This window comes from Pseudoalteromonas sp. XMcav1-K, assembly GCF_044005875.1.
In the GTDB taxonomy this organism is placed as follows: Bacteria; Pseudomonadota; Gammaproteobacteria; order Enterobacterales; family Alteromonadaceae; genus Pseudoalteromonas; species Pseudoalteromonas spongiae.
In genome coordinates this window covers 19,444-37,581 of the sequence record NZ_JBIPJE010000038.1, presented here as the reverse complement: position 1 = coordinate 37,581, position 18,138 = coordinate 19,444, and the positions used below count along the sequence as shown (strand labels likewise).

The 18,138-nt window shown below is 41.3% G+C and carries 18 protein-coding genes; 3 read left to right on the top strand and 15 right to left on the bottom strand.

What is annotated here, in order from left to right:
* Position 1: 1 nt before the first annotated feature.
* Genes gspM through gspC form a run of 11 tightly spaced genes read right to left on the bottom strand, consistent with a single transcriptional unit; the run spans position 2 to position 10,448 of the window.
* Positions 2-472, bottom strand: coding sequence for a type II secretion system protein GspM (gspM, locus tag ACHSBP_RS07920; RefSeq protein WP_010561242.1), 471 nt, complete (start codon positions 470-472; stop codon positions 2-4).
* A complete protein-coding gene (gene gspL, locus ACHSBP_RS07915; RefSeq protein WP_010561243.1) occupies positions 469-1,665 on the bottom strand; it encodes a type II secretion system protein GspL in 1,197 nt (398 codons plus the stop codon). Before gspL ends, gspM begins: the two co-directional genes overlap by 4 nt.
* Complete coding sequence (gspK, locus tag ACHSBP_RS07910) at positions 1,662-2,645, bottom strand: type II secretion system minor pseudopilin GspK (RefSeq protein ID WP_010561244.1); 984 nt, start codon at positions 2,643-2,645, stop codon at positions 1,662-1,664. Before gspK ends, gspL begins: the two co-directional genes overlap by 4 nt.
* Positions 2,645-3,265, bottom strand: coding sequence for a type II secretion system minor pseudopilin GspJ (gene gspJ / locus ACHSBP_RS07905; protein ID WP_010561245.1), 621 nt, complete (start codon positions 3,263-3,265; stop codon positions 2,645-2,647). The genes gspK and gspJ overlap by 1 nt, the downstream gene beginning before the upstream one ends.
* Positions 3,266-3,640 carry a type II secretion system minor pseudopilin GspI gene (gspI, locus tag ACHSBP_RS07900; protein ID WP_010561246.1) on the bottom strand — a complete coding sequence of 125 codons (375 nt, stop codon included), beginning with the start codon at positions 3,638-3,640 and terminating at the stop codon, positions 3,266-3,268.
* The gene (locus ACHSBP_RS07895) at positions 3,633-4,217 is read right to left on the bottom strand and encodes a prepilin-type N-terminal cleavage/methylation domain-containing protein (protein WP_010561247.1); all 585 of its coding nucleotides are present in this window, start codon (positions 4,215-4,217) and stop codon (positions 3,633-3,635) included. The genes gspI and ACHSBP_RS07895 overlap by 8 nt, the downstream gene beginning before the upstream one ends.
* A 21-nt stretch (positions 4,218-4,238) precedes the next feature.
* Positions 4,239-4,664 (bottom strand): type II secretion system major pseudopilin GspG, encoded by a 426-nt coding sequence (gene gspG / locus ACHSBP_RS07890; RefSeq protein ID WP_010561248.1) that lies wholly within the window; start codon positions 4,662-4,664, stop codon positions 4,239-4,241.
* A 38-nt stretch (positions 4,665-4,702) separates the two neighbouring features.
* A complete protein-coding gene (gene gspF, locus ACHSBP_RS07885; protein WP_010561249.1) occupies positions 4,703-5,923 on the bottom strand; it encodes a type II secretion system inner membrane protein GspF in 1,221 nt (406 codons plus the stop codon).
* 2 nt (positions 5,924-5,925) lie between these two features.
* Positions 5,926-7,434, bottom strand: a complete 1,509-nt coding sequence (gene gspE / locus ACHSBP_RS07880) for a type II secretion system ATPase GspE (protein ID WP_010561250.1) — start codon at positions 7,432-7,434, stop codon at positions 5,926-5,928.
* Positions 7,427-9,493 (bottom strand): type II secretion system secretin GspD, encoded by a 2,067-nt coding sequence (gene gspD / locus ACHSBP_RS07875; RefSeq protein ID WP_010561251.1) that lies wholly within the window; start codon positions 9,491-9,493, stop codon positions 7,427-7,429. The genes gspE and gspD overlap by 8 nt, the downstream gene beginning before the upstream one ends.
* Before the next feature lie 22 nt (positions 9,494-9,515).
* Positions 9,516-10,448 (bottom strand): type II secretion system protein GspC, encoded by a 933-nt coding sequence (gene gspC / locus ACHSBP_RS07870; protein ID WP_010561252.1) that lies wholly within the window; start codon positions 10,446-10,448, stop codon positions 9,516-9,518.
* 230 nt (positions 10,449-10,678) lie between these two features.
* On the opposite strand from gspC, the gene hslR reads away from it, so the two are divergent.
* From hslR to pckA, 3 genes are all read left to right on the top strand, one after another.
* Complete coding sequence (gene hslR / locus ACHSBP_RS07865) at positions 10,679-11,101, top strand: ribosome-associated heat shock protein Hsp15 (protein ID WP_010561253.1); 423 nt, start codon at positions 10,679-10,681, stop codon at positions 11,099-11,101.
* 40 nt (positions 11,102-11,141) lie between these two features.
* A complete protein-coding gene (gene hslO / locus ACHSBP_RS07860; RefSeq protein ID WP_395388492.1) occupies positions 11,142-11,981 on the top strand; it encodes an Hsp33 family molecular chaperone HslO in 840 nt (279 codons plus the stop codon).
* A gap of 353 nt (positions 11,982-12,334) precedes the next feature.
* Positions 12,335-13,945 carry a phosphoenolpyruvate carboxykinase (ATP) gene (gene pckA, locus ACHSBP_RS07855; RefSeq protein WP_010561255.1) on the top strand — a complete coding sequence of 537 codons (1,611 nt, stop codon included), beginning with the start codon at positions 12,335-12,337 and terminating at the stop codon, positions 13,943-13,945.
* 50 nt (positions 13,946-13,995) lie between these two features.
* On the opposite strand, the gene ACHSBP_RS07850 is transcribed toward pckA, so the two are convergent.
* From ACHSBP_RS07850 to ACHSBP_RS07835, 4 genes are all read right to left on the bottom strand, one after another.
* Complete coding sequence (locus ACHSBP_RS07850; RefSeq protein ID WP_010561256.1) at positions 13,996-15,360, bottom strand: TrkH family potassium uptake protein; 1,365 nt, start codon at positions 15,358-15,360, stop codon at positions 13,996-13,998.
* Position 15,361: 1 nt separating this feature from the next.
* Complete coding sequence (locus tag ACHSBP_RS07845) at positions 15,362-16,015, bottom strand: potassium channel family protein (RefSeq protein ID WP_395388491.1); 654 nt, start codon at positions 16,013-16,015, stop codon at positions 15,362-15,364.
* Positions 16,016-16,260: 245 nt separating this feature from the next.
* A complete protein-coding gene (locus ACHSBP_RS07840) occupies positions 16,261-16,956 on the bottom strand; it encodes a response regulator (RefSeq protein ID WP_395388490.1) in 696 nt (231 codons plus the stop codon).
* On the bottom strand, positions 16,953-17,987 hold the full coding sequence (locus ACHSBP_RS07835; RefSeq protein ID WP_395388489.1) for a DUF4118 domain-containing protein: 1,035 nt from the start codon (positions 17,985-17,987) through the stop codon (positions 16,953-16,955). Before ACHSBP_RS07835 ends, ACHSBP_RS07840 begins: the two co-directional genes overlap by 4 nt.
* Positions 17,988-18,138: the final 151 nt, after the last annotated feature.

Genomic DNA, 18,138 nt, shown 5'->3' with positions numbered 1-18,138 from the left:
ATTACTTCTCAACCACCAAGCGACTTATGCTTACCATGCCTGGCTCGGCACCTCGATTAATATCAATCGCAGAGATCGTTAAACCACTATCTTCGACCAGTGATTCAAGCCAAATAAGTAGTTTATTAAATTCAACTGATTCGATGGTAAGACGCAGTGTCTCATCTTTTGGCTGCATTTTGCTAATGCTGATTTGCGCGCGACGGCTCGAAACATTAATAATCTGACTTAAGCTGCCACTCACCGCGCGTTTACCTTGTCTGCCGCCATTAATTTTTGCTGCACTTTGTTTTACAAATTGCGCTAATTCTTGCTGTTGCTGCAAGGTTTTTTCCGCTTTTTCAATTTTATTGTTTAATGGACGAATAATTAACATCACAATAATAAACAAGGTAAAAATTACCGCTGCGCATTTCAGCAGTAGTTGTTCATTTGGTTTAAGATTCTGCCAATATGTTTCTAACTGGTTCATGAACCCGCCTTAATTTTTATTTCGCCTACCACCAGATTACCCGAGTTGCTAAGTGATCCTTGCTCGACTTGCAACGCTGAACGTTCCAATCGTTGTTTTACAACATTAAAGCTCTGGAAATCTCTTGCACTGGCGCGTAAGCGTAGCTCACCGCGCTTACTGTCAAAACGTAATGTTTCAGGTGTAAAACCTTCAACATCTTTAAATACAGGCGTTAGGTGGTGTAGTAAGAACAAAAAGCCGGTTTCGCCACCAGACGATACTTGTGACAATTTAGACTGAATTTGACGGCGAATTAGGTTTGGTCGCACTTTTGAACCGGGAAATGCTTGTTGATACGCTTCAATTGTCTCAGCTTTTGCAACAGCAACTTTCTGCTCCAATTGGTACGCAGTTACCGCTTTCAAAACAAGGCCAAACATTAAAGCTACACCTGCGGCAATAGCAGGCACTTGCCATACAGGCCACACACCTTTACTTTGTTTTTTAACCTGAAATGCACCTTGCAACATATTAAATGGCTGCGTCGCAAGCTGTTTGGTAAAAATCGCTAGCGGTAAGTCATAGTGTTCTAATTTTTTTACCGCGTTGTCATATTCAAACTCTAAATCGCTAAGATGTGCGAGCGATTGTGCATCTAGGGTCGCAGTAAATTCGTTTACCCAACTTGTTTCCACCTCGGCAATGCGCCAAGCATCAAGTCTAAACAACCAGTTGTTTTCAAGCGCCGTAACAGTTACATCGGCGTCATCAAATTGTGGTAGTAACAGCGCATCAGGCAGTGCACGCGTTGGCGATAGCTCTGCTGTTTTTAAAATATCCAACCAGTTTTCAAACCACGCTCGCTGACATACAGCCACTTGCAATGCATGCTTTTCGCCTAACATGCAAGGTTCACCGATGCTAATCAAGACATCATCAAGTTCACACGCCAGTTCTTCTTCTAGCATAAATGGCAATGCTGACTCTAACTTACGGTTATATTTAGTCGGTAAAACTACTGTTTTAAGCTGCACTTTGCTGGCAGGAAATAGCGCGATAACTTCCCGTGATTGCGCTTTTTCAGCTAATTCTTCAAGTACCAAACTATTATCAATTCGGCCACTTGCTATGGTTTCATTCGCATTGCTAATAAGCCAATGGATCGGATCATTAACCGATTGCCCTAAGCGAATAATTAAGGTTTCTTTCACTGTACGCCTCCAAATCTACGCGCCAGTACACTAACTTTTTGATTATCTGTTATATGTATTATGGATTTCATCGCAAAATTCGTTTCAAAGAAGCTTGCCTTTATTTGCGCTTCAAAATAATTACTGTTTATTACAAAGCGTTTATCTTTATCGTCTAACGATTTAGCGCCATTTTGTTTGGCATCATTAATGAATTTATTAAGGTCATCCCAGCCCTCATTTGGACGCTGACTTATTATTGTCTCTGCTTGACTCTCTGAAATATCCAGCATTGCAGCCAATAACAAACTCTGTTCAGGTTGCAGAGTGTTCACATTCACTTTAAATTCATCGTATTGGGGAATAACGCAAACATAAGGCTTTAATTTTTCCACGATGATCGGGTTAAAGCCACGAATTAATCTCAGCTCAGATACGCTAGCAAATAAGTTATTGGCTGTCATATAGGGAATACTGTAAGACATGTACTCACCCTCTTCGACACCCTGCCTTTTTGGCATGCTATCTTCATCCAGCCAATCAAATACACTATCTGCAAGTGCTTCTTTCGATTCTTCCATCGGTAAATCAGGAATCAGATCGAGTAACGCCTCTAATGTTTTATGTGCTTCATTAAAGTTTCGAGTGCTAGCATTGTTTGGGTCAACAAACCGCAGCGCATTAAGGTTTAAACACGCCTGTAAATCAATGATTTTACCTGCAACTGTACCGTCTTCAACAGGGTAAGGTGGCGTTTCAACAGCCCACTTTTGTGATAAGTCGATACGATCTTTATCTTGTTTTTTTACTTCAATCAGCAATTGCTTAGCCAGAGCTTCCCCCGCCATGGCATACCAACGTGCCTGCTGCTGTAATACGAGATTACTTGAACGCTGTACTTCTACCATCAAGCGCGCATTCATTTTAACTGCCAAAGATGCTGCCAACGCCACCACAAATAAAACAATAATTAACGCTGCACCCGTTTGCTTTAGCCTCATCAGGTTGCCTCATTCTCTGGCAGCAGTAAAATGCGACTTACGATAATTTCATCGGCTAACGCGATTTCTACTTTGATAGCTTTAGGCAAGCTAGGATTTGTCCAATTTTCTTCCCATTTATCGTTGTCGCCACGAAAACTAATGGTGAAGTCTTTAATGTCTTCCAGTAATACTTGGCTTTTCGGTTCAGTGCCATCGAGCGAATCGACATAAATGCGATATTTGCGCACTAAGTTATCTTCTTCTACAACATAACTGAATAACTGTAATTCACTGCGCGGCAATAAATTAACTGGGTTACTCCAACCATCTCGCACGCCTGCAACACCGTGATATTGACTATCAAATAAAAAACGATCAGCCATTAAAAACAGCTCTAAACTATCACCCGATTCATTGCGTGTGTTACGTAGTGCTAATTGGGTAAAATCTTGCTGCATCATACGGAAAACCGTATTCATAGCGCCTATTTCCGCTACTTTTTCTTTTGAGTTTTGATTGGCATTAATCGCAGTCGATAAAATTTGATGGCTTGCCAGCGTTACCATTGCTAATACTGCTAGTGCCACCAGCACCTCAATTAGCGTAAATCCTAAATAGCTATTGCGCTGAGTGACCACTTACTTACCCTCACTTTTGGCAATGTAAGTAATAAGCTCATAAACATCGTGTTTACGTGCTTCATCTGAGTACACTAACACTCTTGCTTCAAGGAGGTTGGGGCTTTCGGTTTTGGTAATTTTGTGACGCCAATAAAACTTAATTCCCGCTTGCTCTTCATCACCGGTTTTATTATCCGCTGGCGGCCAGCTGGTAGTAAGCGTTAATTCTGCTAATTGATTTTCAGCAACCCAGCTTGCAAGCTGTTGCTCTTCAATATTTGATAGGTGATTAATGTGATCACCAACCGCTTTCATTGCGGCAATGCCTGCAAGTGCACAAATGGCCATTGCAATCATCACTTCTAATAACGTAAAACCGCGCACTCTAAGCATCGTCGTCCAATTCCTGCGACAATTCAACCGGTGCCATTAACTCACCTTTAATGTAATAAGGACGCGCTTTTTCGTTATCAGTTAGCGTTAGTACTAGCTGAAAAGGGCTCACTTCACCGGAAGACAGCAATAAAACCTGTGGAATTTTCATTTTCTCAAGTTCCAATAAGCTTTCTTCATCTTCACTGTTAAGAAGCTGACGCCAGTCAACTTGTTGCAACAAGTTTTCCTCACCCCACGGCAAATCTTCAAGTGCCATTTCAACACTAATAAATTCACTGAACTGATGTGGTTTAAATACTTCAGGCTCTGTAATTGCAACCCACTTTTCGCTATCAAACGCCAGCAGCTCAAACGTATTAGTATTTTTATCAATATGAAAGCCCAGCTCAAGCTGGTTCATAACGGCAAATTCAGAGGCAAGATTAATCATGGTATGAAGCTTAAGTGCTTCGGTTTCAAGTTGTTCTTCTTGCTGATCATTAAGCGTAAGAACAACAAGGTTCATGGCAAAGCCGATAATTACCAATACCGCTAAAATTTCGAGTAAGCTAAATCCGCTTTGCCACTTTTTCATAATTTAAACTAACGTTAACGATTAACGCTCGTCTTCGTCATCCCAGTTACCAATATCATCTTCTGTACCAGCAACACCGTCTGGACCCATTGAGAAAATATCAATTTTGCTAAACTCACCTGGGCTTACTAGCTGATATGGGCTTTCCCATGGATCAACGGGTAGCTTTTCAATAAAACCACCTTCAGGAAAGCGTTTTGGTAACGGCTCAATCGTTGTTTCTTCAACTAACGCCTCAAGGCCTTGTTCTGTTGTTGGGTAACGATTGTTACGTAGCTTGTACATATTCATTGCATCTTCTAATGCGCTGATATCAATACGTGCTTTGTCAATTTTTGCTTCTTCTTGTTGACCCATAATGTTCGGCGCAACTATGGCCATGATCATGCCAATAATTACCAGAACTACCATGATTTCAAGTAATGAAAATCCACTTTGCTTTTTCATTTAACACCTCTATAAAACTTAACGCTTATCCGATCGCGTTATCCGATCGCGTTATTCATCGCCATAATTGGCTGTAAAATTGCCATTACAATAAACATGACAATGATTGCCATAAGCGCAATCATTAATGGCTCTAGTAGCTTTAGTGAAATATTCACTAACGCTTCAAACTCTTTATCTTGGTTATCTGCCGAGCGCTCTAACATTTGTTCAAGCTCGCCTGACTTTTCACCACTGGCTATCATATGCAGCATCATAGGTGGGAACAGTTTAGTTTGATCAAGTGACGCTTTAAGGCTGGCACCTTCACTGACTTTTACTGCTGCCTCAGCGACTGCTGCTTTCATTTTTTCATTTGCTAAAACTTCGCCCGAAATTCGCATGCCTTCTAACAGCGGCACAGAACTCGATGACAAAATACTTAGCGTTCTTGCAAATCGTGCTGTATTAAGGCCACGCGCTACTTTACCGATAAACGGTAGCTGCAATACACGGGCATCGAACCAAAAACGTATTTTCGGTTTTTTTAACGCATTCTTAATGGCAAAGATACTGCCAAAAATGGCGATTAATGAAAACAGCCAATAATTTTGAATAAAGTTACTTGCCGCAATTACTGTTTCAGTGGTCCAAGGCAATGCCAGCTTTGAGCTTTGAAACGACTTAACGATGGTCGGTACCACAGTGCCCAGCAAAATAGATACAATTGCGACAGCAAATACAACAAGAATAATGGGATAGACCATAGCTTGCGTTATTTGACTACGCATATGCTGTCTTTGTTCAGTGTAATCAGCCAAACGCACCAATACTTGATCAAGGTGCCCCGACTTTTCGCCCGCAGCAACCATAGCACGATATAAATGGTCAAAAATATGAGGAAACTCAGCTAGGCCTTCAGCCAAACTGTAACCTTCAACCACTTTTGAACGCACTGACATCAACATGCTTTTTAAACGTGGCTTTTCACATTGTTCTGCCACAGCAAGAACAGCAGCTTCAACAGGCAACGCTGATTGCACAAGCGTTGCTAATTGACGCGTGATCAGTGATAACTCATGCGCAGATATTTTTGCTTTAAACAATCCACCACGATTTTTAACTTGCTGCTTTTCTTTATCCGCAGCTTGCTCCACCTCTAGTGGCGTAAGCCCTTTTTCGCGCAGCATTTGGCGAATTTGCTTTGCGGTATCTGCCTCTAAAATACCTTTTTTATTTTTACCGCGACCATCGAGCGCTTTATATTCAAACGCAGCCACGATTAACTTTCCTCACGCGTCACGCGAAGCACTTCTTCAAGTGACGTTTGCCCTGCAAGTACACGGTTACAACCGTCTTGGCGAATACTTGGCGTGGTTTTACGTACGTATTTTTCAACGGCTTGTTCGCCTTTGCCATCGTGAATAAGTTCGCGTACTGCTTCATCAACCACCAGCAACTCATGAATACCAGTACGGCCTTTATAACCGTTGTGATTACATTCGCTACAGCCTACAGGGCGACAAATTTCAACACCTTTACCGTGTTCTATACCAAGCAATTCACATTCTCTTTCATCGGCTACATGCGACTCTTTACAGTCACATAACGTTCTAACTAAGCGTTGCGATAATACGCCAAGTAGTGACGAAGAAAGTAAGAATGGTTCAACACCCATATCTTCCATACGAGTAATCGCACCGGCTGCCGTATTAGTGTGCAGCGTTGATAATACTAAGTGACCGGTTAATGACGCTTGTACACCAATTTGTGCGGTTTCTAAATCTCGAATTTCACCAACCATCACTACATCAGGGTCTTGACGTAAGATGGCGCGTAAGCCGCGGGCAAAAGTCATATCTACTTTAGGGTTAACCTGCGTTTGACCGATGCCAGGGATTTCATATTCAATTGGGTCTTCAACCGTTAGGATATTACGGTCTCGGGTATTAATCTCAGTCATACCCGCATACAAGGTGGTACTTTTACCTGAACCTGTTGGGCCGGTAACCAAAATAATGCCATGCGGTTTACGAATTAATTCGGCGAATGTTCTGCGGTTATGCTCTGACATACCGAGATCTTCCAAATCCAAACGTGCATTGTTTTTATCAAGAAGACGTAATACGACACGCTCACCAAAGCTTGATGGCATCGTTGAAACACGTACATCAACTGCACGGCCTGCAATACGCAAACTAATACGACCATCTTGCGGAACACGTTTTTCTGCGATGTCGAGCTTTGCCATTACTTTAATACGCGAGACAAGTAATGATGCAAGTTTACGATTTGGCTCTAATACTTCTTTTAAAACACCATCAACACGGAAACGAATTACCAAGTTTTGCTCGAACGTTTCAATATGGATATCCGATGCACCTTCTTTAATCGCTTCACCTAACATGGCGTTGATTAGTTTGATAATTGGCGCATCATCTTCTGAGGCAAGTAAGTCTTCTGTTTGCGGTAACTCTTCTGCCAGCGAGAACAAATCGACCTCATTGCCGATATCTTCCATAATCTGCTGTGTTTCTGAGCTATCGCGTTGATAAGCCACCTCTAACAGTAACTCAAACTCATCTTTAGTCACTTGCTTAAGCGAAAAGGTACTTGCAGCAACACGCCTTACTTCAAGTAATGCCTGCTGATTTAAGTCGCCTGCGTAACTTACTACTAACTCGTTGTTTTGTGTTTGCATCAAGATGCTGTAGCGCTTAGCAAAACTGAATGGTAAACGCTTAACAGGCACTACGGGTGCAACACTAACCTCAGAAACTATCTCAGTCATCTTGCTGATTCTTTTTGTTTTCGCCGTGTAAGAACTCTTGATACGTTGGTGGTAACACAAGCGCATCGTTCCACTCTGGTAGTACTGGTGGTACTTCATTTGGCATTAAGTTAATGCCATCGTCTTTGCGTTTTACCTGCTCGCCACGAATAAAGTTATACTTACCATGACTTAGCTTGTTCATGCTTACACTATCACGCAGAATTGTCGGGCGAATAAAGACCAATAAGTTACGTTTTTGCTTAGTTGAAGACGTTGATTTAAATAAGTGACCAAGCACTGGAATATCACCTAGCAATGGCACTTTTTGCACGCTTTCTTGTACGTTTTCGTCAATTAAGCCGCCGAGAATTACCATGCTACCGTCATCGGCCAGTACAGTGTTGCTAATCGAACGCTTGTTAATTGAGATATCAACCGCAGTTGCACCTGATACACTTGATACTTCTTGTTCGATTTTTAATTGAACCGCTGTACCTTCGTTGATTTGTGGTGTTACTTTCAGTTTTACACCCACTTCTTTACGCTCTACCGTTTGGAATGGGTTGGTATTGTTACTGCTTGACGTTGAGCCAGTAAGAATAGGCACTTCTTGACCAACTAGCATCGACGCTTCTTCGTTATCCATAGTGGTTACAGAAGGTGTTGCTAGAATATTTGAGTTAGTATCTGATGATACTGCCTGCACAATCGCCGCCCAATCGTTTTTCGCGATCCCCACTGCTAAGCCGCTAATACTGCTAAGTAGACCAGCTAACGGCTCAATATTACCTTCAACGGTTTCATCGTACTGTGTGCCTGTGCCCGTTTCTGAACCAATTACATTTTTCTTAACTGTTTTATCACGAGCTAACTCTGCCGCCGCGGCAATAGAACCAATTGGTGCGCTGCTGCCGTTGTTAAACTGTACCATGCCGCCTTGTTCTGAAATCCACTGCAGACCAAAGTTAACGCCATCGCCTTCAAGTACTTCAACAATAATCGCTTCAACAAGTACTTGTGCACGGCGCACATCGAGATCTTTGATTACTTTTTCAAGCGAACGCATCACATCAGGATTTGCTGTTATTACAACTGAGTTTGTGTCTTCGTGCGCTTCAATACTGATTTGATCTTTGTTAGCTGAACGACCAGATGTTTTACCTTGGTTCTTTTCGTCATTAATTGACTTACTCACACCTTGTAGAACTTTCACTAAGTCTTCTGCTTTGGCGTAACTTAGGTAAAATACTTTGGTGTTACCTTGCGTTTCAAGCTCGTTATCAAGGCGCTTAATTAGGGCTATCGCTCTGTCACGCGCTTCACCTTCACCACTTACGATGACACTGTTGGTGCGCTCATCAGCAACCACTTTAGGGATTAAGAACGCTGGAATGTCATTTTTACCTGTAGTTGGCTTATAAATGGTCTCGACAACTGACACAACGTCGGTGGCTGTCGCGTAGTTAAGCTTCACAATATCAACCGATTGGTCACCGGCTTTATCAACTTGTTTAATTACCTGTACAAGGCGATTAACCGTTGCCGCGTGACCCGTTAACATCATTACGTTTGATGCGGTGTATTGTGCCACGTGGCTGCCGCCTTTTTGGTCACTAAACTGACGAACAACTGGACCAAGCTCTTGTACGCTAACGTTTTTTACACGCACAACGCGGGTGATCATCACATCGCCCGTCACTTCTTCATCGTCATCCAGTACAGGAACATTCTTTTTACGGCCGTCGGCACTTTTATCAATTTTGATAAAACCGGTTTCCATTTCAATTGCAGTATAGCCGTATACTTCTAATACGTTTAAAAAGAACTCGTAATACAGCTCTTCGTCCATCGCCTCGTAACTGCGCACATTAATTTTGCCACGCACATTAGGGTTAATGATGATGGTTTTTTTTAAGTCTTTACCAACAACATTAATGAATTCAGTGATTTCTGTATTTTTGAAACTAGGTGAATACTCCACCGCAAGTGCAGAATAGGAAACACCTACAGCAACTAATAATGCTGCATATTTACGTAATCCTTTGTAAACCTTGCTTAGGTTTAACACGCTTTTCATTTAGTTACTCCGAGTCGTATTCTTATTCTAGGCTAAATAGCACGTCGAGAGTTTGCCCTTGACGCTCGATAACTATTGTCGCAGATGATGCATTTCTAAGTTCACCAATCGCTGCCATAGCCTGTTTCATATCGGTTAGCTGATAGCCATTAATTGAAGTCGCAAGGTCCCCACTTTTAAGCCCCATTTGTGAAAACAGTTTAGGGTCTTTACCTGGGCTAAGGTTATATCCAACAATTTGTCCATCAACCCGTTTAGGTGAGATGCGAATATAATCAAAAAGTTTCCCAGGTTCTTCAAGTAATTCTCTGCGCTTAGCTTTTAGTTCTTGTTTAAGGTCTGCATTTTTCGTTGCATTTATTGCAGGAGCCGGAGACTCATTTGCTGAACGAAGTTGGTTAAATGACTTGCCTTGTTTTTTGGTAGGTTGCTTAACGGTTTTTGAGTAATCAATACCATCGAGCATTAAGGTTTCGAAACGACCGCTCACTTTAATAATTACGCGGTCCGCAAAAATGGTTTCGATTTGTGCACGAGTACCTTTAACTAACTCGCCTACTGAATAGGTTTCTTGCATATTTTGGCTTTCAATAATGGCATGACCAGCTTTTTCATCGCCAGCAATCGCCACTACACCCGTTAATTTAATATTTAACGTTGTTTCAGGTGCATCACTGATAATTTCTTCTGTTTTCTGCTCTGCTTGTTGCGTTGCATTACCAAAAATATTTTGCGATACCAGCTCTTTACTGCTGTAGTTGAATGCGCTACCCGAATCACTGTTATTCACAGTAATAAATGCAGCTTGCTGAGTCGGCTTTGGCCATAACATCCAAGTTAATTGCGCAGCTAAAAATGCGACATAAATAACCACAACAATAAGTACAATATTGCTTGCTTTTTTATGTGGAAATTTTGCTATAACCTGTTCGATTTGCGCTTGGTTTATCTGCATTATTATAATTTGTTTGCTTATTTTTGAACGACCATCTTAACCTGTCAGCTTTTCTACAACAAGCAGGTAATCTGGAAAGTGGCTGGAATTTACACTGTAAATATGACAATTCTGTGTCAGGGCTTGATTCCCTTTGTCTCTATTTTTGGTAAATAAATGTATCAACTTTGTCTATATTGGCATTTATGGTATATTTCACGTACTTTTCAGTGCAATTATTCACTCACTCCATGAGTAAAAAGCAGAATTCAACACACACTTCAGATCACGACGACAGTCTAAGCGTAAGATTAGACAAGTGGCTTTGGGCTGCACGCTTTTACAAAACACGTGCGATTGCTCGCGAAATGATTCTTGGGGGCAAAGTTCACTACAATGGCCAGCGATGCAAACCTAGCAAAACCGTTGAGTTAGGTGCGACAATTAAATTCTCGCAAGGATTTGATGAAAAAATTGTCACCATCGAAAAAATTAGCGATCAAAGACGCGGTGCGCCAATTGCGCAAACGTTGTATCAGGAAACACAAGAGAGCGAGAAAAAGCGTGAAGAAAACGCTTGGGCACGTAAAAACAATGCCTTTTTCTCTCCAAGCCCTGAACAACGCCCTGATAAAAAGCAGCGTCGTGAGCTTATTAAATTTAAACATAGTTAACATTTATCAAGCAGTACGCTTGAAACAAGGTATCTGACCAATGCAGCAAGATTTATTACACAGATATATTTTTGAAAACCATGATGTACGTGGTGAGTTAGTACAACTTGATCAAACGTTTTCAGAGATAGTCGAAAACCACAATTACCCAACTGAAGTGAAGCAGTTGATCGGTGAGCTATTAGTAGCAACCTGTTTACTTACAGCAACGTTAAAGTTTGAAGGCGAAATTGCCGTTCAACTACAAGGTGATGGACCTGTAAAATATGCCGTGATTAATGGTAACCACCAGCAAACTATGCGTGGTATTGCCCGTATTCAAGGTGAGATTACAGATACTGGCGTGTTAAACCTAATTGGTAAAGGTCATATGGTTATTACCATTACCCCACTTAAAGGCGAGCGCTACCAAGGTATTGTACCTTTAGTGTCAGACAGCCTAGCTGAATGTTTAGAGCAGTACTTCCAACAGTCTGAACAGCTACGGACACGCATGTGGATTAGCACTGATGCTGACGCAGAAAAGTGTTCAGGCATGTTGCTACAAGTATTACCTGTAAACAAAGAAAAAGCGGAAGAAGACTTTACGCATTTAGAAGCGTTAACAAATACCATTAAAGACGAAGAGTTATTAAATCTTGATGGTCATACAGTGTTAACGCGCCTTTATCATGAAGATAACCCGCGTTTATTTGATCCTCAGCCAGTAAGTTTCCGCTGTGGCTGTAGCCGCGATAAAATTGCAGATGCAATTGTTAATGTTGGTAAAGATGCATTGCTTGAAGATGCGAAAGAACAAGGCGCTATTAAAATTAACTGCCAATATTGTTTAAAAGAATACCAATTTAACAAACGTGATATTGAAAACATTTTTAACTAATACAAAAAATGTTTTTTATTAAAAAAGCAGGCTAAAAGCCTGCTTTTTTGTTATCTAAATTAGTTTAGCGTTTAACCGTTCCTAAGAACATCAGAATTGCAATTAACTTGCCGCAAATTCCCTGCATAAAAAGTCTATAAAAAGTACAAAAATAAAATGACAGCGATGTCATTACTTTAATGCATATTGGGTATTTTGAAATGACACCGGTATCATGAAAAAAAATACATAAATCCTAGAAAAATCGGGGGTTTCAGCTTTGGTTTTACTCTAGTATTAAGATAGAATTGACGCTCGAATTTTATTCGATTTTATTTTACTACCCGTTCAAAACCCCTAGGAGTGTTTAAACTATGTCAGCTTTAGAAAACTCGATTGATTTGTCGCAATATGGCATTCACGATGTTTCAGAAATTGTTCACAATCCATCTTACGAGTTACTTTTTGCGGAAGAAACTAAAGCGGGCCTTGAAGGTTATGACAAAGGTGTCGAAACTGAATTAGGCGCAGTTAACGTGAAAACTGGTATCTTTACCGGTCGCTCACCAAAAGATAAGTACATCGTACGTGATGAAACCTCAGCTGACACTGTGTGGTGGTCTGATCAAGGTAAAAACGACAACAAACCAATGACTCCTGAAACTTGGTCACACCTAAAAGGTTTAGTGACTAAGCAGCTTTCAGGCAAGCGTCTTTTCGTAGTTGACACATTCTGTGGTGCGAACGAAGACACACGCCTTAAAGTACGTTTTGTTACTGAAGTAGCATGGCAAGCACATTTCGTTAAAAACATGTTCATTCGTCCTTCTGAAGAAGAGCTAAAAGATTACGAGCCTGACTTCATCGTAATGAATGGTGCGAAAACCACGAATGACAAATGGCAAGAACAGGGCCTTAACTCTGAAAACTTCGTTGCATTTAACCTAACTGAAAAAATCCAATTAATTGGTGGTACTTGGTACGGCGGTGAAATGAAAAAAGGTATGTTCTCAATGATGAACTACTACCTACCACTTAAAGGCATCGCGTCAATGCACTGTAGTGCTAACGTAGGTAAAGATGGCGACGTTGCTATTTTCTTCGGTCTTTCTGGTACTGGTAAAACAACACTTTCAACCGATCCTAAGCGCGAGCTTATTGGTGATGACGAGCACGGTTGGGATGACAACGGCGTATTTAACTTTGAAGGTGGTTGTTACGCAAAAACAATTAACCTAAGCAAAGAAAATGAACCAGACATCTACAATGCAATCCGTCGTGATGCATTATTAGAAAACGTATCAGTTGATGAAAACGGCAAAATTGATTTTGACGATAACTCAACAACTGAGAACACGCGTGTTTCTTACCCAATTCACCACATTGACAACATTGTTAAGCCAGTTTCTAAAGCAGGTCACGCGAAGAAAGTTATCTTCCTAACTGCTGACGCGTTTGGTGTACTACCACCAGTTGCTAAATTAACGCCTGAGCAAACTCAGTACTACTTCCTATCGGGTTTCACTGCGAAGCTAGCGGGTACTGAGCGTGGTATTACTGAACCTACACCTACTTTCTCAAGCTGTTTTGGTGCTGCGTTCTTATCACTTCACCCAACGCAGTACGCTGAAGTACTACAAAAGCGTATGGAAGCTGCTGGCGCTGAAGCTTACCTAGTAAACACAGGTTGGAACGGCACAGGCAAACGTATTTCAATTAAAGCAACGCGTGCAATCATTGACGCTATCTTAGACGGCTCTATCGATAACGCTGAAACTGAAATCGTGCCACTGTTTAACCTTGAAGTACCTAAGTCACTTGAAGGTGTAGAAGGTGATATTCTTGATCCTCGTAACACTTACGAGGATGCAAGCGTATGGACTGACAAAGCAACAGACCTAGCTAAGCGTTTTGTTGATAACTTTGACAAGTTCACTGACACAGAAAACGGCAAGGCGCTTGTAGCGGCAGGCCCGAAACTTTAATTAAGTCATTCTCCTTAATTAAAAAAGCCAGCATTTAGCTGGCTTTTTATTTAGCCAATGGCTAATTTAGTTTCGGCATAACGCAGTTTCTTTTGCCTTGGCGTTGCTAAAAAGTAAGCTAATGTTAAGGGCCCTAGCCTTCCCATATACATCATAAAAATAATAATTAACTCACCAAAGGTGGAAAGTTCACCGGTTAAACCCCGCGACAAACCAACCGTGCCTAACGCTGAAACAGTTTCAAATACAATATCTAACATATCGGCCTTTTCGGTAAGTGAAAGTACAAATATTGCGAGCCACGTAATCATAATCGACACCATAGCTAACGCCAGCGCCTTCCTAATTGTTTCACGCGAGATCTCTCGGTTAAAAACATAGATTTGATTATCACGTCTTAGATATGAATAAGTCGCTAAAATAAGCACCATAAATGTCACCACCTTGATGCCGCTAGCGGTACTTAATGACCCTCCCCCAATAAACATTAGGACCAACATCAACATGGTGCTTGCGTCTTCAAGCTGATTAATTGGTAAGGTATTGAAACCTGCCGTTCTAGTTGTTACCGCTTGAAACCAAGCGGCAAGCCATTTACCAGACTCACTTAATGGCACGAGTGTATTAGGATTGTTATATTCGATGCAGTAAATAGCAATAATCGCCACCGCGTTGATTAGCACGGTACCAATAATCATTAAGCGGCTATATACGGTAAGGCGTTTCCAACGACGATTGCGTTTTATATCCATCCATACCGAAAACCCTAAACCGCCGATAATAAACAGCCCGGTGATAGTGAAGTTAATAACGGGATCGTCAACATACGACTCTAAGCTATTACTGCTCAAGGCAAAACCAGCATTGTTGAATGCGCTAATAGTATAAAAAAAACTATGAAATAAGCTGTCGGCCCAACCGAGCTCTGCACGCCAATATAAGGTTAAAATCAACATGCCGATAAATTCAACGGTTAACGCAAAGATCAGCACAGATTTGGCCGTAGTAATAAGCGTTGATGAGTCGGTTTGGTTAAACGCTTCTTTTGCAACCGTGCGCTCAAAAAAGCCTATTTTTCCACCTAGCGCCAGTAAGGTAACGATGGCAAAAGTCATTAACCCGAGCCCACCACATTGAATCAGCAATGCAATTACAACTTGCCCAAATAAGGTAAAGCGAGAACCTGTATCAACCACCACTAATCCTGTGACCGTAACCGCTGAGGTTGCGGTAAATAGGCTTTCTATCCAACTAATCGGCTCGTGCACAGAAATTGGTAATTTAAGCAACACAGTACCTAATAGAATTAGCGCAAGAAATGCGGCACTCAGAATAAAAGGCGGTGCACCAAAAAGCTTTTTGCGTTTTTTCACTGCGTGAGCAAGATGATCTGAAGTAGCATACGAAGCGATCATATTATGCCAACCTTGATGCCAAGCTCTTTAATTCAGCACGCGTACCGAAAAGCAGTAAAGTATCGTTCTCTTTTACAACAAAATCTAATGAGATATGTGATATCACATCCTTCGCGCGCTTTATTAAAATCGCATGCGCACTATTTTTTACGTTGCTTAATAAGCTTTCTAAGGTAATGCCGTTGAATGTTGCTTTAATATGGATCTCTACCACATATATTCCATCACCAAGGGGAAGATAATTATTAACCATTGGGTAATTTAGCATTTGTGCGACCCTTACCCCCATCTCCTCTTCGGGGTGGATAATTCTTTGCCCCCCTAATTTTGACACTATGGTATGGTGGGCTTTGGTGCTGGCTTTAACCCATATTTGCTCAACGCCCAAATTTTTCAGCGCTAAAGTGCATAACAGGCTGGACTGCATATCTTCACCAACCGCCACAAGTACGGTATCACTGCTTAATAAGTTCAACTCATTAAGCGCTGCCTCATCTTTTGAATCACACATAATTGCCTGAGTTAACTGGCCTGCATATTTTTCAACTAATTTTATATCTCGATCAACACCGGTAACGGTGTGGCCAAGTGAGATTAATTCAAGACTTGCGGCAATACCAAAGCGGCCAAGTCCTATCACTGTGTAGTGCGCCATAAAAATCCTATTTTATAGTTAGAGCATAAAATTTGGCTGACTATTGCGCGATATACGCATAATCACCCCATCAAAAGTGGGCAAATAGCCCCACCTTTCAGATTAAATATGTAATACCAATTCACTTAATTTTTGCCAGCAGAAACCCGTCCGTCATACGGTGGATGACAGCTATTTATTAAGTTCTTGGGTTTGTTGCTAAAACATGTTTAGCACTGGGTTAATGCGTTGCTATATTGGATGCTTCAGGTTTTACCCTGAGCGTTGACTAAGCGATAACCAACACCCGTCTCGGTTTTAATTACGCTCGGCTGATTCGCGTTATCATTAAATTTTTTACGTAATTGACGTACCAAAATACGTAAATAGTGAGTGTCGTGAGCGTGGGTTTCGCCCCACAGACGTGTTAACAACTCGGTTTGATGAACAAGTTCGCCTTTGCGTTCAAGCATCATTACCATAAATGAAAATTCCTTTTTCGTGAGACTGATTTTACGCTCTCCCAACCAACATTCTCGCGTGCTAGTCGACAAACGTGACTGTTCATACTGTAAGCTATCCGATGGCTGAGATAAGCCAACCAAATCCCTCAGCAATACTTTAAGCCGCACCATTAACTCTTTAACACCGAATGGTTTGCTTAAGTAGTCATTCGCCCCGGCTTCAAGCAAGCGTACTTTTTCTTCTTCTTGGTCGCGCGCCGTTAAAATCAATATCGGTACTTTACTGGTTTGTCTTATATGCTGTAGTAGCGTCAAACCATCACCATCGGGTAACCCTAGATCTAATACCACGATGTCGGGCTGCTCTGCCAAAAATTGCGTCATCGCAGATGAAATTGTATAGGCACCGATATAGTCAAACCCTTCTGTTACCAAAGATATGCGAATAAAGGTATGGATCTGCTCCGTATCATCTACTACTAATACTTTGCGCTTCATTCATTTTCTCCCTGTTCATAACAAGGTAAAGTGAGCGATATCAAACACCCTCCATTTACGGCTTGGCAATGCATACTACCTTGATGCGCTTCAACAATTCCTTTTGCAACACACAGCCCTAAACCGATACCTGAATCAGCATTTTTTAATTTCTTTTCTGAATAAAACAAATTGAAGACTTGGTTTGCCATTTCTGGTTTAAACCCGTCGCATTGATTAAATACATCAATCGCTAAATGGTGATGCGTACGATAAACACTAACCTCAACCGGCTGTCTATCGAATGAGTAGATGACTGCATTATCAAGTACGTTAAAGATCGCTTGCTCTAGCAATGCTGTACTCATTAACGTGCTGGTTTGCCCTATTTTTACGGTAACATGCACCTTGCTCCGCCTATCACCTAAACGCTCCATAGCATTTGTCAGTACATCCACCACCGATTCAACATGTTTTACCATTTGTATTTCGCCATGTTGCAACTTTGTCGCATGCAATAAGTTTTCAATGTAATGATGTAAACGGTGGCTTTCGACTGTGGCGCTATCAAGCAATTCAGTAACTTGCTGCTGAGTTAATTGGCTATAATAGCGCTTTAAAGTACTTAAATTACCAATAATACCAGCCAGTGGCGTACGTAAATCATGTGAAACCGAGAGTAATATCTGATTGCGCAGCTGCACTTGCTTGAGATTTGACTGTTGCGTGCGATAACGCTTTGCAAGTTCCGAAGTACAAAAAGCGACCGCAATAAATACCGCTAAATTAATCACATCGGCAATATGAAACATCTGTAGCGAATAACGTGGTGCGGTGTGTAAAAAATTAAACGCAATCGCCTCAAAAATGGCCGCGCTATACACCATCCTAGATGAGTAATTTAACGCCACAAAAACGATTGAAAGCTGCAAAATCAGTAAAACAACAGTGGTTGAGTGCAGCCACTGACCTAACAAAAAAGAAATTAAAATTGCGATACAACAGACCACAAGTGCAAGGTACTTGCAGTCACTAAAATAGCTGTTAACCATAAGTTTTCGTTATCAACTTAAGAATAAGCTAACTGTATCAAAGAGTAACCGAGCTAGCGCGTAAAAAAAGCGTAAAATATTGAGCGCATATAGAAAAGTTTTAATTTTAAAAAACCAGCGTTTAGCTGGCTTTTTGTTTTATATGCATATC